The following is a 14,967-nucleotide window of genomic DNA, read 5'->3' as shown; positions in this document are numbered from 1 at the left end:
GTGGTCTCCTGACGGGCGTACCAAGTTTAGCCAACTGACCAGGAAACAGAGAGCAGATCAGGAAGAGCAAAAGTACACTGCCCCCAGTGTAGTGAGAAATGCTACGCCCTCCAGTGTTACACAGCTAGGGAGGACAAAAATTTGGCCCCAAGCACTCCACCTCGGCCGGACAACGAGTCTGCGCGGCTCGATGCGTTGAAGAGATACGACGTTCTCGACACGCCAGCTGAGGAGGTTTTTGACCGGATCACCACTCTTGCTGCCCGCTATTTCGGCATGCCCATTGCTCTGGTCAGTTTGGTGGACGAAACCCGCCAGTGGTTCAAATCCCATTATGGGTTGGAGATATCATGTACGGAGCGCCGCCTGGCTTTCTGTGCCTACACCATTTTGGAAGAGCGGGTGATGGTGGTGCCCGACGCAATGGCCGACAAACGCTTCGCCAACAATGATCTTGTGACAGGCCCACCTCATATCCGTTTCTATGCTGGTGCTCCACTCGTTGCGGAAGACCGGCATCTGCTCGGAACCTTCACCGTGATCGATCAACGAACGCATTGGGATTTCGGCCCAGATCGGCAGGGTGACCTCGCCGATTTCGCCCATTTGGTCATGCACGAGTTGGAACGACGCCGCGCTCTGGCTCAAGCCGAAGCCGCACGGGCCGAGGCGCAGCGGGCCAACAGCGCCAAGACGCGGTTTCTCGCTGCGGCCAGCCACGATCTTCGCCAGCCTTTCCAAGCTATGGAATTGCTTACCGGTGTGCTCGCCCAGCGCTTGCATGAACAGGCGGACAACTTGGCGCTGCTGGAGCGCGTGCAAGAGGCGCTGCATTCCGGCCAAGGCCTTCTCCATGGTCTGCTCGACATCGCCACGCTGGAGGCCGGAACCGTCGAGCCGACCATATCGGAATTCCGGATGTGCAATGTGGTCAAACGGTTGGTCCGTGAGATGTCGGCTTTGGCGGAGCGGAAGGGGATCAACCTGGACGTCACCGAGTGTCGCCGATCGGTACGCAGCGATCCGCTGTTGCTCGAGCGCATTCTACGCAACCTGATCAGCAACGCCATAGCTCACACGGAGCGAGGGCGAGTGCTGGTCGGTTGCCGACTGTCCGGTGTCGTACTGCGGGTGGAAGTCTGGGACACCGGGCCTGGCATCCCGCCGGACCAAATCGATCTCATTTTCGAGGAGTTCTACCAGATCGGCAATCCGGAGCGGAACAGCCGCAAGGGTCTTGGTCTTGGCCTCGCCATCGTGCGCAAGACCGCGGAGTTGCTGGGCCATCACATTGGTGTAAAGTCCACGCTTGGAAAGGGGGCGATGTTTTTCGTCGAGGTGCCACTGGCACAGGCTGAAACTGAACCCGCTGAAACCAAGGAAGTGCAGGCGCAGATTGATTTTGCCGGATGCACTATTGTCGTGATCGAGGATGAAGATTGGCAGCGTGGTGCGCTTTCCATGTTCCTGGAAAGTTTGGGCTGCCAAGTCATCGCTGCCAAATCGGCCACCGAGGCAGTCAGCCGTGTGAAAATGGAAGGCATTTTTCCTGATATCGTGGTGAGTGACTTTCGCCTCGCCGAGCGAAAGACTGGGTTGGAAGCTATTTCCACCATCCGTCTAGCGGTTGGACAGCGTGTGCCGGCTGTGCTGGTCACTGGCGATACCGATCCACAGCGGCTGCGACAAGCGAAGCGGGGCGGGTATACGCTACTGCACAAACCTTTTCGTCCAGAGGATCTGAAACAAGCTTTGGCGAAAGCCTTCATTGAACGTCGCGGATAGATACAACGTCAGCCGTATGAATGCAGGTAAGCGGCTGCGGGAGCTTTCAATCACCCACAAGCTGGAGAATGGTTTTCACGCCCAAGGTCAAACCGCGCCGGGTTTGTTGGAGGCCATGAGGGTCGGGCCAGGCCATAATGATGGTCTTCCCACCAGCCCACTGCGTAAGGCGGCGGACCAACCACTACGCAGCGCCCAGGTCTCGTACCAGCCCCTGCTCCTTGGCGCGGTCCAGCAGGTTCTTTACCGACGACCGGCTCCAGCGCAGACCGCCACGCGGCGTGCGCTGCCCCATGCCTTGCAGACGGCGGGCGATGCCGTCCAGCGTGATGCTAGGTTCGGCCCTCACCAGCCCCGCCACCATCAACACGAGGTCGTTGCTGTCGACACGCTTGGGCGCCGGATCGAGAACGTCCTGACGAACCAGCCCCACCGCGGCCAACCGGCGCACGGCGCGGATCAGGGCGCGATCGAACACGGCGAGGCCAATGGGGGCGGTGTGGTAGAGGCTTTCCAACTCGTCAAACTGCCGGCGCTGAGCGGCTGCGGCTTGTTCGGAGATGGTCTTGGCGCGCTTGAGTTCCTCCTCGGTGCGCTCGCGGTAGCGCAAGTGACGGCGCAGCACCCATGACACCGCCAGCACCGATCCCAGGAGTACGGTTGCGGAAATCAGCAGCGACCGGTGTCAGGCGACACGTCAAACTGCCCCCCTGGCGACACGAGGAATTGCCCCCCTTGAGAGAAGGGGACTTGAGAGATGCCGAGCTTGAACGAGGCTTTTCCGCGGGGCTGTGAACCGCGGAGGGACGTGATGAAGGCGCCGGATGACGTGTCGGCGATGCCGAAGCTGAAGGCGTTGGGCTGGGGCGTGAAGCGGATCTCGGCGGAACTGGGCTGCTCCAAGCACACGGTGAAGCGGTGGCTGGGTCTGGGCGCGTGGCGTCCGTGCGCGTCGCCCTCGCGTTCGAAGCGGTTGGATGATCATGGCGATTGGCTGGCCGAGCGGTTCCGGCGGCACGCCGGCAACGCCGACGTGATCCGGCAGGAGTTGGCGCGGGAGAAAGGGATCGCGGTCAGTCTGCGCACGGTGGAGCGGGCGGTGGCGCCGTTGCGCCGGGAACTGGTTGCCCAGGCGCGGGCGACGGTGCGTTTCGAGACACGGCCGGGCGAGCAGATGCAGATCGACTTCGGCGTCCGGCGCGTCGAGATCGGTGGCGCGGCGACGGCGGTGTTCCTGTTCGTGGCGACCCTGGGCTTTCCCCGCCGGCTGCATGTGCGGGCCTATGGGCATGAGAAGCAGGACAGCTGGTTCGATGGCCTGGAAAGCGCCTTCCGGACCTTCGGTGGGGTGCCCGAGGAAGTCCTGCTCGACAACGCGCGGGCGCTGATCCTGCACCACGATGCGGCCAGCCGGGAGGTGGTGCTGCACCCGCGTCTGCACGCCTTTGCCCGGCACTGGGGCTTCCGGGTTCGGGCCTGCGCGCCGTACCGGGCGCGCACCAAGGGCAAGGACGAGCGTGGCGTCGGCTACGTCAAGCGCAACGCGATCGCCGGCCGGTCCTTCGCGACCTGGGCGGAACTGGAAGGACACCTGGAGGCCTGGACGCGGGACATCGCCGATCAACGGCTTCACGGCACGACCGGCGAAGCGCCGATCGAGCGGTTCCGGCGGGAGGAGGTCCAGGCGCTAAAGCCGCTGGCCGGCATCCCGCCCTTCACCACGGCGCGCGACTTGGTTCGCCGGGTCGGCACGGACTGCGCGGTGGAGGTGGACGGCAACGCCTACTCGGTGCCCTGGCGGCTGATCGGCGAACGGGTCCGGGTGATGGTGGAGGCCGGCACGCTGCGGGTTCTCCACGCCGGCCGCGAGGTGGCGGTGCATGCCGAACTGAAGGGTCGGCACGGGCGCTCGATGCAGGACGTCCATCTGGCCGGTGTCGCCGGGGCGGACGGCCGCCCGGTCCGCGTCGCCCGACCCGAGGACGGCAGCGCGGTGGCGGCGGTGGCGTCGCTGTTGCGTCCGCTGGCCGAATACGAGGCCGTGGCCGGGGGAGGTTTCTGATGAGCGAGCACGACCACCTGATCGCCATGCTGAACCGGCTGAAGCTGACGGCCTTGCGCGACCAGCTCGACAGCCTGATCGACGAGGCCGGGCGGCGGGAACTGACGATCCGCGAGGCCCTGGCGCTGTTCTGCGAGCGGGAGATCGCCCGGCGCGACCAGCGCCGCATCGACATGGGCTTCGGACTGGCCCGCTTCCCCTTCGTGCGCGACTTGGCCGGCTTCGACTTCGCCGCCCAGCCGTCGCTCGACAAGGCGCAGATCCGGGAGATCGCGTCGGGGCGCTTCATCGCCAACGGCGAGGCGGTGCTGTTTCTTGGACCACCGGGGGTGGGCAAGACGCATCTGGCAGTGGCCATCGGGCGGGAGGCCATCGTGGCCGGCTACTCGGTGCTGTTCAGCCCGGCAACGACGCTGGTGGCCCAGCTCGCCAAGGCCCACGCCGACGGCCGGCTGGAGGAACGGTTACTGCAGTACGCCAAGCCCAAGCTGCTGATCGTCGATGAGCTGGGCTACCTGCCCTTCGAGCCGGACGCCGCGCATCTGTTCTTCCAGCTCGTCAGCCGCCGCTACGAGAAGGGGGCAATGTTGGTGACCTCCAACCGGGCCGTGGGGGAATGGGGCAGCGTCTTCGGCGATCCGGTGGTGGCCACCGCGATCCTCGACCGGCTGCTCCACCACAGCCATGTTGTCACCATCCGCGGTGACAGCTATCGACTGCGCGAAAAGCGCCGCAGCGGGCTTTTGCAGAAGCCCGCTGCGGCGCCTCAACCGACCACCGCCTGAGCGGCGCAACCGGGGGGCAGCTCCTCGTGTCGCCAGGGGGGCAGTTCGGGATGTCGTTTGACACCCGCAGCATCGCGGCGTCGGCCACTGCCATCCCGATCGATATTCAGGATGCTGCGGGTTTCCCTCACGCCGACTTCCGGCGGCGAATGCGCCGTAATCAGACGCCTGCCCCTGCCGTCATCGATGTCGGTCACCTCGCGTTGCGTTGCCCCGAGCAGCGGGTGCAGGAACTCCGGCAACCCTCCCGGAGGGGCACTGCCTTCCGGAGCACGCGCGAACAGCGTCCCCGCCCGGTCCGCGATCAACAGGCTGGCGTGCGGAGGCAAGGGCTTGCGCTGCAGGAGATCTTCAAGCCAGGCGGTGTCGATCACCGCGTTGACGGTTCCGGCAAACCGTCCGGCATCATCCACGTACCGCCTGACCAATGGAATCATCGGCTTGCCAGAATACTCTGACGGTCGGCTTAAGCCCTGAATGATGCCGTCAGTGATGTGGGCTTGTTGGAAGGTGGACCGATCCGCAATGGAGTGACCGAGCGCTAAGGGTTCGGTGGAGCACCGAATGACACCATTGGCGTCGGTGACGGTGAACATAAAGTGACGTGGGTAGTATGTTCTCAGACGCGCCAGGACAGTGGCGCATTGGGCCGGGCTCATCGCCCCGACCCCGGTGTCGATGAGCGCACTCAGCGCGCGGCCGGCTTCGCCGAAGACATGCTTCTGCTCATCTTCGATGTTGATGAGCCAACGGATGGCCTCTTCGTAAAGTTCAGCTTCCTGCTCGGTCCTGACGCTGAAAGCACTGGTGAGGATGATGGCGAACAGGGGGGCTGCGATCAGAAGCAGAAGCAGCGGGACCCACGTGGAAGCCTTCTCGGTCGTGACCAGGCCGAGCCACCTGTCAGTCGTCACGAGGGGCATCGCCTTGTGCCGAGACGGGGCGACGTCGGTTGGTCGTTGGGCATGTGGTGGCTTGATAGCGAGAAGTCCGAATGTCCCAGGACCGTACTGGGTCTCATGGGGAACGTCGATCATTCAATGGGCATCTGACGGGTCGGCAGTGTCGCGGGAACGGAGATAGCGCTTCGCACTCAACATGCGCGCAACTCGTTCGTGCTGGCGCGGTCGTGGCTTGCCAAACGGCCATGGCCCGCTTCCAGAAGGTGCGCCGGGTACCCTGTCGTGTGCACCCTACGCTCCAGTCCGGCCCGACGGCAATCTTCAGGCCGTTCGGCCAGCGGGCTGACGTCGATGACAATGTCCAGGTCGCTGCTCGCCTTCTACGCCTTCCCCGCCGAACACTGGGACCATGTGCGGACCACCAACCCCATCGAAAGCGTGTTCGCCACCGTCCGCCACCGGACCGTCCGCACCAAGGGGGCGCTCTCGCAAGACACCGCCAAGCTGATGGTCTTCAAGCTGGTCACTGCCGCCGCGAAGACGTGGCGCCGTCTGCAGGGGGAAAACCAGTTGCCCAAGGTCATCCAGGGCGTCACATTCCGTGACGGCATCGAGGTCACCGAAGCCGCCTCACAGGACGCCGCCTGACCAGACCGTCACCCAATTTCCTGCATAGCTCTCTAACACGTGGCGCATCTTGGCCGCCAACGCCTCGCGGCTGAAGGGTTTGCTCAACAGCGACGCGCCCTCGTCCAGCCGTCCATGGTGGACAATGGCGTTGGCGGTGTAGCCGGAGGTGGCCGGGGTTACAGTTCCGCCTGGCTCGCCTCCGTGATCAGGAGACGCGGACAGAGTTCGGGCGTCCGAGGTCGAGCATGCGGTTGAGGACTGCGGCGGCGATGGCCACCTCGGTGGCTTGCGCCTCATCGGTGTGAAAGCGCAGGGCCGGTCCGATGACCTGCTTCCAGCGGCCGATCTGACCCTCTACCCGCGCCCGCACATTGTACTGGCTGTCCCGTTGCCAAGCCATCCGGCCGTTCTCCGCGATCATCTGGATGTGCCGGTCGCGCTGCGTGGGCGCGGTCGCGGCGGTGTCGCTGAGCACAACGTCGGCGCGGGGCGGTGCCACGACCGCGGCTTCGGGATGACGCTGGTGGACCGAGGCGTAGACCCCAGTCCGGTCATAGGCACCATCCCCGGTGAGCGCGGCCACCGGTTCGTCGATCTCTGGTCGAGCAACGGCCCGACCTGAGCGGCATCGTCGCCGTCGCGGTCGGTCAGCGTGGCCGCAACGATCCGGCCGTTCTCCGCATCCACGCCGAGGTGCAACTTCCTCCAGGAGCGCCGCTTCTTCGTGCCATGCTTCTCGATCAACCATTCGCTCGGCCCGCACAGCTTCAGCCCCGTGCTGTCCACCAACAGGTGAAGGGGGCCGCTGGATGAGCGTGGCTTGCTGGGCAGCGCGACGGTCCTGGTGCGCCGGGCGATGGTGGAACGATCGGGCACCGGCAGGTCGAGCCCGAGCAGTTGCAGGATGCAGCCGATCAGTCCTTCGGTCTGGCGCAACGCCAGGTGAAAGACCGCGCACAGCATCAATGCTGTCGTGATTGCCAGATCCGAGCAGTTGGGCTGCCCGCCCCGTGTCGTCCGTGGCGCCGCCTTCCAGCTCGCAATCGCCTCATCAGTGACCCAGACCGTCAGGCTGCCCCGCTGCCGCAAGGTGGCATCGTACTCTGCCCAGTTCGTCACCCGGCACTTGGGCCGGGGAATGTGATGACGACGAGCGGCGTTGGCCTTTTGCGGCATGATGTACAACCAGAGAGCGGACGGGGCCTCTGCCTACGCCAGCAAGCCCATCCATGCAACACGCGGACACCCTGTCTCAACATGCGCAAAGTTGAAGGTCCCTTTCGTGTAGTGACTCCTGCTCCGCGATTACCGAAAGAAGAAATAAAATAACAAAATCTGATGATGCTCAGTGATTGCGTGAACTGATGCCGAGTTCCTCGTACGTTTTAATCGCAATCACCGGGCGATGCCCAGTCATACCACGGAGATTGCGATGACCATCATTGCGAACGCGACCGAAGGCACCGACACGCTGCAGGGCACTTCCATTGACGATACTTTCAAGGGACTGGGCGGCAACGACCAGATCTTTGGCGGAGCCGGGGCGGACACCATCAACGGCAACGCTGGCGACGACATGATCTATGCGGACAGCTACGGCGGCACCGGGGCTGATACCGAGAGCGCCTGGAACAAGCTGTTCGGCGATGCCGGGGACGACGTGCTGGTCAGCGGCGCCGGTTTCGACGACCTGTGGGGCGGGGTCGGCAACGACACGCTGACCGGCGGGGCCGGTTGGGACTGGTTCGTGTTCGAGCCGGGCAGCGGCGTGGACGCCATCACCGACTTCACGCCGGGCAGCGATCAGATCATCGTCATGTCGAACATGAACGGGGCCGGCGATCCGGTGCTCAGCCAGAACGCCGACGGCACGGTGGTCGACTTCGGCGCCGGCAACGCGGTGCTGCTCCGGGGCGTCGCCCTGGCCGAGTTGCCGGCCGACGCCATCGTCATCGCCCCTTACAGCGACGGGCCGTCCTTCTACACCACCGCGGTGGAGGCCCTCCTGGGCTGAGCGTCGCGTTTCCTTCCGCTTCGGATGTGCCAAGTGAGAAACCTCGGGCTCCGCGCCATCCGCGCGGAGCTCTTTCTTTGTCAGCTCTTCTTTTCCGCAGTCGCAAAAGGCGAAACGCATCCGCCTCTGCGCCGTGTCGGGCGGATGCGGTTGGGGGGTAAGCTGGCTGGCACTCGGAACGCGGAGGGCGTCGCATGCGGCGGAGACTCCTGCTCACCCCCGTGGTCGCCCTGCTGTCACCGGCGGCCGCCTTGGCTCAGATCGCCACCGACGGCACGACCGGCCCACGCGTGAGCCTATCGGGCAACCTTGTGGAGATCGGCGCCGGCCTCGGCACCCAGGCCGGTGGGAATCTGTTCCACAGCTTCGACCGCTTCAACGTCAACCAGGGTCAGACGGTGACCTTCACCGGGCCGGGCAACGTGCGCAACGTGGTCGGCCGGGTCACCGGCGGCAGCCCGTCGGCGATCGACGGCACGCTGCGCTCCACGGTCGGGCAGGCCGATGTCCACCTCATCAACCCGGCCGGCATGACCTTCGGCCCCAACGCCGTGGTGGACGTACCGGCCAGCCTGCACGTCGGCACGGCGCACGAGGTGCACTTCGCCGACGGCGCGCGCTTCTCCGCTCTGGACAAGAGCGGGAGCAGCTTCACCGCCGCCCCGCCGGCCGCCTTCGGTTTCCTCGACCGGCCCACGGGGGCGCTGAAGGTCGATGGCGCACGGATATCCGTGAAGCCGGGCAAGGCCCTGTCCCTGGTCGGCGGCGATATAGAGGTGCGCGGCGGGGCGACGGGCCGCGTCGAAGCGCCGGGCGGGAGCGTGACGGTGGCGTCCGTGGGCCGGGCCGGGCAGGTGCGCCTCACCGACGGCGCCGTGAACGCCGCCAAGCAGGGGAAAATCCGGCTGCACGATCGCGCGTCCGTCGCCTCCAGCGGCAACGGTGGCGGCAGCGTCCGGATTCGTGGGGACTCCCTAACGATCGACAACGCGACCGTCGCGACGAACAACACCGGCAGCGCCGACGCCAAGGGGAGCCTCGACGTCCAAAGCCGGTCTCTGGACATTGCCAGCGGAGCGCTCATCAGCGTCGCGACGGGGAGCGGCCAAGGAGCGCCCATCAGCCTCCAAGCCGGAGACGTGACGCTGCGCGAGGGAGCGCGCGTCGGCAGCATTGCCTTCGGCCAGGGTGGCGCCGGCCCGATCACAGTCACCGCCGACCGCCTGTCCATCGAGGGCATCGGGGAGACCTTCTCGACGCTCATCGACAGCCAGGCGGCCTTCTTCGCGAACGGCTTGGCCGGCCCGATCACGATCGCCGCGGGCAGCGTGGACATCCACAAGGGCGGCGCGATTCTGAGCCGCACCTACGGGGCAAGCAAGGCCGCCGACATTTCCCTGAACGCCGGGAGCCTCACCATGTCGGGCGACTCGACGGCTGGCGTGCGGTCGCGGATCGTCAGCGAGGGCTATCCCTGGGCGACCGGGGACACCGGGTCGGTCACGCTTGGGATCACCGGGCCGCTGCTGTTGAGCGACACCGCCCAGATTGGCAGCCGCATCGAGGGGTCTGGCAATGCCAGCCCCGTCACCGTCGACGCGGGCACGATCACCATCACCGGCGGTGCGGGCGACGTGTTCACGGGCCTGATCAGCCAAGTCACGGAGACCGCGACGGGAATCGGGGGCATGGTTTCCGTCCGTGCCGGCGCCATCGACCTGTCCGGCCCCTACGCGCAGATCGCGAGCAACACGTTTGGAAGCTCCCGGGCCGGCGACGTGACGGTCGAGGCCGGACGCCTGTCGATCACCGGGGTGAAAGGCGTCTTCGGCGATTTCAGGGGCGTGTTCGTCGGCATTCAGGCCAACACGAACGGCGGCGGGCGCGCCGGCACGGTCCGCGTCAGCACCGCCGGCCCGCTGACCATCGCCAACGGAGGCGAGATCGGCAGCAACACCTTCAGTGCCGGTCACGCCGGAGACGTCGCGGTGACGGCCGGCTCGCTGTCGATCACCGGAACCGGGACGTCTGTCCTGACGGGGATCACGAGCAACGCCGACAACGGCTCCACCAACGACGCCGGCACGGTCCGCGTCAGCACCGCCGGCCCGCTGACCATCACCAGCGGCGGTGAGATCGGCAGCAACACCTTCACCACGGGAAACGCCGGGAATGTCATCGTGACCGCCGGGTCGCTGTCGATCACCGGCAATCACGGCAAGAGCTTCACCGGCATCTCCAGCAACGCCAACCGCCTTTCCAGCGGCAATGCCGGCACGGTCGGCGTCGCCTCGGCCGGCGCGCTGACCATCGACCAGGGCGGCGAGATCGGCAGCAACGGCTTCAGTTCCGGCAACGCGGGCGACGTCACCGTGTGGGCCGGCTCGATGGCCATCACCGGCGACGGCGGGCAGAGCTTCACGGGCATTTCCAGCAACGCCAACCGGGGTTCCAGCCCCGACGTGCGCGAGGGCAACGCCGGCACGGTGACCGTAGGGGCCGGCATGCTGGCGATCAGCCAGGGAGGCTCCATCGCCAGCGACACCTTCGGCGACGGCAACGCGGGGGCGGTGACGGTCCATGCCGGAACGCTGGCGATCATGGGCATCCCCGACGAGGTTTTCACCGGCATCTCCAGCAACGCCGAGCCCGGATCCAAGGGCGATGCCGGAACGGTCCGGGTCACCACCACCGGCGACTTGGCGATCCTCAACGGCGGTGAGATCGGCAGCAACACCTTCGGCGAGGGCGATGCCGGAGCCGTGACGGTCAAGCCCGGATCGCTGTCGATCCACGGCGTCGACGGTCCGCCGCGCCTGACCGGAATCGGAAGCAGCGCGGAACAGGGCTCGGGCGGCCAGGGCGGCATCGTCCATGTGACGACGGCGGGGCGGATTTCCCTGACCCATGGCGGCCAGATCCGCAGCACCACCTTCGAGAAGGGGAATGCCGGCTCGGTGACGGTGCAGGCCGGCCAATTGCTGATCGACCGCCAGGGCGTCCCGACAGCGACCGGAGTGCTGAGCAGCGCCCAGCCGGGCTCGACCGGCGATGGCGGCTCCGTCACCATTCGCGCAGGCGATCTTCTCCTGCGCCGGGACGGGACGGTCAGCGCGGAAAGCGAGGGAACGGGGACGGGCGGATCGGTCGCGATCACGGCGACGGACCAGTTGGCGCTGGACGGTGCGGCCATCCGGACCCAGACCACCACGGCGAACGGCGGCGACATCACCATCCAAGTCGGCCGGCTGCTCGACCTGCACGAAAGCGCGATCACGACCTCGGTCGCCGGCGGCACCGGCAGCGGCGGCAACATCGTCATCGATCCGCCCTTCGTGGTGCTGGACGACAGCCGAATCCAGGCCAACGCGCAGAAGGGCAACGGCGGCAACATCACGATCCGGGCCGACCAGCTGTTGTCCTCCCCCGCGACGGTGATCGAAGCGTCTTCGGCCGAGAGCGTGTCGGGGACCATTTCCACACCGGCGCCCGACAACACCATCGCCAGCAGCCTGGTCAAGCTGCCGGAGAGCTTCCTGGGCAGCCGGGACCTGCTGCGCGACACCTGCGCCGGCCGGGGCGGGCGGGCGAGCAGCAGCCTGATCGTCGGCAACGGTGGCGGCCTGCCGCTGGACCCCGCCGCCGCCCTGCCCTCTCCCTACGGCGGGCCGGCAGGCGGGAAGGCCGGTGACGCATCAGGGCCGGCGCCGCCGCTCCGGTTCCAGATGGCCGCGAGGCCGGGTTGCCGATAGGCGGGCGAAAGAAAGGCCCCCGGTTCCGGCTTCGCCCCACCGGAGGCCTCCCTTGAGCGGGTCACACGGCTGCGATCAGGCGGCCGCGATCAGGCGGTCATTATCGGCGATCCAGTCGAGCAGCGTGCCGTAGCTCGCTATGACATCATGGGCGGCAACGCCGGTGGAGACGATGCCGACGACGTGACCGACGCCGTTCTCCTCGTACCAGACCGGCCCGCCGGAATTGCCGGGATGGACCTCCAGGCCACTGATGTCGATGAAGTCGTCGAACGGGTTGTCCGCGACCCAACCCATATCGTTCATCATGTTGTTGCCATACAGATCCGGGAATCCGGTCAGGTTGACGCTGCCGGACACGAAGGTCGGATCGATCTCCATCCAGCCCGTCTCGTAGCCCAGCGCCACGCCGAGATCGAGCAACGCGTAGTCGAGTTCCACCCCTTCCAGGCCCGCGCCGCCGTTGCCGGACACGATCAGGCCGTCCCCGTTCGGATCGAAGTTGGCGTTGTAATGCCACGAGACGGCGTCCACGCTTCCGAACGGCGCCGTGAAGGGAGACGGGTCGAAGGCCGGGGTGACGGTGATCTCAATCGGGCTCTGGCCCGTCGTCGAATCGTAGACGACGTGGGATGCCGTCAGGACGTCATTCGGTCCGACCATCACACCGGACCCGGTGTGGACCTCGCCGTTCGCGTAGGTGGAGGTGATGAAGACGATGCTCTGCCAAGGATACTCGGTCTGGCTGGTCACTTCGACTTGGGACATCGCTGCTGCTCCTGTGCTGTGAACCGATGGATGGAGAATTCCGGGCACCGATCCCGAACACCATCATTCAACCCCAGGAACGAAGTACGCACAGTCGAAGCGGTCACTGAAACAGCAGAAGAATAGCAATAATATTTCTAATCAGGATTGCTTGATTTTCGCAAAAAAAGGGCCCCGCGCGAACAGCACGGAGCCCGGAGTTTCACCATTGGAAAACCTGATCCAGGAAAACTTGGCCGATCTTGCGATCAGCCTAGAAGAGCGTTTACTGCCGTACTGTAGAAGGACGCCACGTCGCTGTAGGGGGCGGTGACGATGGCGTCGGCCGGCAGCTCGGCCAGGGCGACGCCCTGGAGCAGCACGGCGTTGCCGGCGCCGAAGTCGACCACCGTACCGTCGGCGTTCTGGCTGAGCACCGGATCGCCGACCCCGTTCATGTTCGGCATGACGATGATCTGGTCGCTGCCCGGCGTGAAGTCGGTGATGGCGTCCACGCCGCTGCCCGGCTCGAACACGAACCAATCCCAACCGGCCCCGCCGGTCAGCGTGTCGTTGCCGACCCCGCCCCACAGGTCGTCGAAACCGGCACCGCTGACCAGCACGTCGTCCCCGGCGTCGCCGAACAGCTTGTTCCACGTGCCCTCGGTGTCGGTCCCCAGGCTGGGTTCGCTTTGGCCGGCATAGACGTCGGCGAAGATCACGTCGTCGCCGTCATTGCCGCTGATGGTGTCCGCGCCGGCCCCGCCGAAAATCTGGTCACCACCACCAAGTCCATTGAAAGTATCGTTGATGGACGTTCCCTGAAGAACGTCAGAGCCTTCGGTCGCATTCGGAACAATTCGCATGGTTTCCTCCTTGGTTTGTCAGGGCATCACCCTGTGAGGAGGATTAAAGCGCGTATGTTTTCCGAGATAAGTTTAAATGTTCACTTTCTCTCCGAATATCTTGTTATCTTCTTTCTTTTCATATAACCACAGAGTGGTGCATTTCATTTGATTTCAACGACACCCCTCGTTGTAGAGCATCTTGGTGCCGCGGTGCTTTAGGGCTGGGACTCATAACCAGTAGCTGACGAGAGCAGCGATCTGGACGGCCGCCAGAAAGTTGACGGCGAGGCGGTCGTAACGGGTGGTGATACGGCGGAAATCCTTCAACCGGTTGAACATGCGCTCGATGGCATTACGGTTGCGGTACAGGTAGGGAGAGAAGCAGCTCTTCCAACGGCGGTTGACCTTGGGCGGGATGTTGGGGGCGGCCCCCTTGGCCTCGATCTTCCGGCGCACGGCGTTGGTGTCGTGGGCCGCACGCACTGGCCAACGCGTGGAACATGGTGGCCCAAATGCCTTTGGCTGCCCACCGCTGAAAGCGGTTGTACAAGGTCTTACGGGGGCCGTAGACGGCAGGAGCGTCCTTCCACCGGCAGCCGGAGATCAGCACATGAATGATCCTGCTGATCACCCGACGGTCATCGCCCCGTGGCTTCCCCCGCGTGTCCCGTGGCAGAAACGGCTCAAGCCGAGAGACCTGAGCGTCGCTCAGCCAGAAAAAGTCCTGATCCATAAACAGCCTCCCTTCGGAGGCTATGAATCACACTGACGCCACCGTGGGAATCCGTTTATGGGTCCCGGCCCTAGGTGGCGTCGATCCACAGGTACGGCCAATCGCCTTCGATGGGGCGCTCCAGAAAGGTCTTTACCCACTCATCGATCTCTTCGCACAGCTGGCTGACCTGGCTCTTGGAGATGCCGCCCATACCGAGCGCCTTGACCAGTTCATCCACCGAGCGCGTCGAGATGCCGTGGACGTAGGCTTCCTGGATCACGGCGGTCAGTGCCTTCTCGGCCATCCGGCGCGGTTCCAGGAAACCGGGGAAGTAGCTGCCCTTGCGCAGCCTGGGGATGCGCAAGCTCGACGGTGCCGGCACGGGTCTCCCAGTCGCGATCCCGGTAGCCGTTGCGCTGGACCAGCCGCTCGGCGGAGCGTTCGCCATGGCCGGCGCCGGTCAGGCCCTGAACCTCCAGCTCCATCAGCCGCTCGGCCGCGAAGCCGATCATCTCGCGCAGCACGTCAGCGTCAGGGCTTTTCTCCAGCAGCGCGCGAAGCGCCATCATCTCGGCGGTCATCGTGGTCACCCTTCGGTCGGGTTGAGGTGTGGTGACTAGACTCTACCGAAGACCCACGATGGCCGCCCCGCTGTGGACAACCGGCCCGCCTACGCCAGCTCAGGGGGCGCTCCGGCGGGCCGGTTCCCCACAGCTCCTACACCACA

9 protein-coding genes and 4 pseudogenes are annotated in these 14,967 nt (G+C 65.4%); 6 read left to right on the top strand and 7 right to left on the bottom strand.

What is annotated here, in order from left to right; all coding sequences use genetic code 11:
- Window positions 1-195: 195 nt before the first annotated feature.
- On the top strand, window positions 196-1,785 hold the full coding sequence (locus ABAZ39_RS35130) for a hybrid sensor histidine kinase/response regulator (protein ID WP_160174868.1): 1,590 nt from the start codon (window positions 196-198) through the stop codon (window positions 1,783-1,785).
- A gap of 184 nt (window positions 1,786-1,969) precedes the next feature.
- Here the strand turns inward: ABAZ39_RS35130 and ABAZ39_RS37225 are convergent, their stop codons facing one another.
- Window positions 1,970-2,410 carry a hypothetical protein gene (locus ABAZ39_RS37225; protein WP_247875017.1) on the bottom strand — a complete coding sequence of 147 codons (441 nt, stop codon included), beginning with the start codon at window positions 2,408-2,410 and terminating at the stop codon, window positions 1,970-1,972.
- A gap of 132 nt (window positions 2,411-2,542) precedes the next feature.
- Here ABAZ39_RS37225 and istA point away from each other — a divergent pair, with 132 nt between their 5' ends.
- Together istA and istB are read left to right on the top strand one after the other, a co-directional pair.
- Window positions 2,543-3,847 carry an IS21 family transposase gene (gene istA / locus ABAZ39_RS26995; protein ID WP_040137418.1) on the top strand — a complete coding sequence of 435 codons (1,305 nt, stop codon included), beginning with the start codon at window positions 2,543-2,545 and terminating at the stop codon, window positions 3,845-3,847.
- Entirely contained in the window at window positions 3,847-4,632 is a 786-nt protein-coding gene (istB, locus tag ABAZ39_RS26990; RefSeq protein WP_040137417.1) for an IS21-like element helper ATPase IstB, read from the top strand. Before istA ends, istB begins: the two co-directional genes overlap by 1 nt.
- On the opposite strand, the gene ABAZ39_RS26985 is transcribed toward istB, so the two are convergent.
- Entirely contained in the window at window positions 4,614-5,669 is a 1,056-nt protein-coding gene (locus ABAZ39_RS26985) for a PDC sensor domain-containing protein (RefSeq protein ID WP_200885652.1), read from the bottom strand. The genes istB and ABAZ39_RS26985 overlap by 19 nt on opposite strands.
- 231 nt (window positions 5,670-5,900) lie before the next feature.
- Between ABAZ39_RS26985 and ABAZ39_RS26980 the strand changes: the two are divergent.
- Window positions 5,901-6,182: pseudogene (locus ABAZ39_RS26980) on the top strand (transposase); the annotation flags it as partial.
- Between the two features lie 187 nt (window positions 6,183-6,369).
- On the opposite strand, the pseudogene ABAZ39_RS26975 reads toward ABAZ39_RS26980, so the two are convergent.
- A pseudogene (locus ABAZ39_RS26975) lies at window positions 6,370-7,340 on the bottom strand (IS5 family transposase).
- 256 nt (window positions 7,341-7,596) lie between these two features.
- On the opposite strand from ABAZ39_RS26975, the gene ABAZ39_RS33475 reads away from it, so the two are divergent.
- Together ABAZ39_RS33475 and ABAZ39_RS26965 are read left to right on the top strand one after the other, a co-directional pair.
- A complete protein-coding gene (locus ABAZ39_RS33475) occupies window positions 7,597-8,178 on the top strand; it encodes a calcium-binding protein (protein ID WP_051658615.1) in 582 nt (193 codons plus the stop codon).
- A gap of 194 nt (window positions 8,179-8,372) precedes the next feature.
- Entirely contained in the window at window positions 8,373-11,930 is a 3,558-nt protein-coding gene (locus ABAZ39_RS26965; protein ID WP_081863372.1) for a two-partner secretion domain-containing protein, read from the top strand.
- A gap of 75 nt (window positions 11,931-12,005) precedes the next feature.
- Here the strand turns inward: ABAZ39_RS26965 and ABAZ39_RS26960 are convergent, their stop codons facing one another.
- The 4 genes and pseudogenes from ABAZ39_RS26960 to ABAZ39_RS33780 form a co-directional block, all read right to left on the bottom strand.
- Window positions 12,006-12,698: a trypsin-like serine peptidase gene (locus ABAZ39_RS26960; RefSeq protein ID WP_014242581.1), complete on the bottom strand. Its 693-nt coding sequence runs from the start codon at window positions 12,696-12,698 to the stop codon at window positions 12,006-12,008.
- A gap of 248 nt (window positions 12,699-12,946) precedes the next feature.
- Window positions 12,947-13,543, bottom strand: coding sequence for a calcium-binding protein (locus tag ABAZ39_RS37595; protein ID WP_051658614.1), 597 nt, complete (start codon window positions 13,541-13,543; stop codon window positions 12,947-12,949).
- Window positions 13,544-13,753: 210 nt separating this feature from the next.
- Window positions 13,754-14,258: pseudogene (locus tag ABAZ39_RS35125) on the bottom strand (transposase).
- 73 nt (window positions 14,259-14,331) lie between these two features.
- Window positions 14,332-14,821, bottom strand: a pseudogene (locus ABAZ39_RS33780) (transposase); the annotation flags it as partial.
- Window positions 14,822-14,967 lie beyond the last annotated feature (146 nt).

This window comes from Azospirillum argentinense (assembly GCF_000632475.1).
GTDB classification, from domain to species: domain Bacteria; phylum Pseudomonadota; class Alphaproteobacteria; order Azospirillales; family Azospirillaceae; genus Azospirillum; species Azospirillum baldaniorum.
This window is presented reverse-complemented; position numbering and strand designations above follow the sequence as displayed.

Coding starts and splice junctions, on each gene's coding strand:
- ABAZ39_RS33475 (WP_051658615.1), top strand. CDS start 7,597: ATGACCATCATTGCGAACGCGACCGAAGGCACCGACACGCTGCAGGGC.
- ABAZ39_RS26960 (WP_014242581.1), bottom strand. CDS start 12,698: ATGTCCCAAGTCGAAGTGACCAGCCAGACCGAGTATCCTTGGCAGAGC.
- ABAZ39_RS26985 (WP_200885652.1), bottom strand. CDS start 5,669: ATGATCGACGTTCCCCATGAGACCCAGTACGGTCCTGGGACATTCGGA.
- ABAZ39_RS37595 (WP_051658614.1), bottom strand. CDS start 13,543: ATGCGAATTGTTCCGAATGCGACCGAAGGCTCTGACGTTCTTCAGGGA.
- istA (WP_040137418.1), top strand. CDS start 2,543: ATGCCGAGCTTGAACGAGGCTTTTCCGCGGGGCTGTGAACCGCGGAGG.
- istB (WP_040137417.1), top strand. CDS start 3,847: ATGAGCGAGCACGACCACCTGATCGCCATGCTGAACCGGCTGAAGCTG.
- ABAZ39_RS26965 (WP_081863372.1), top strand. CDS start 8,373: ATGCGGCGGAGACTCCTGCTCACCCCCGTGGTCGCCCTGCTGTCACCG.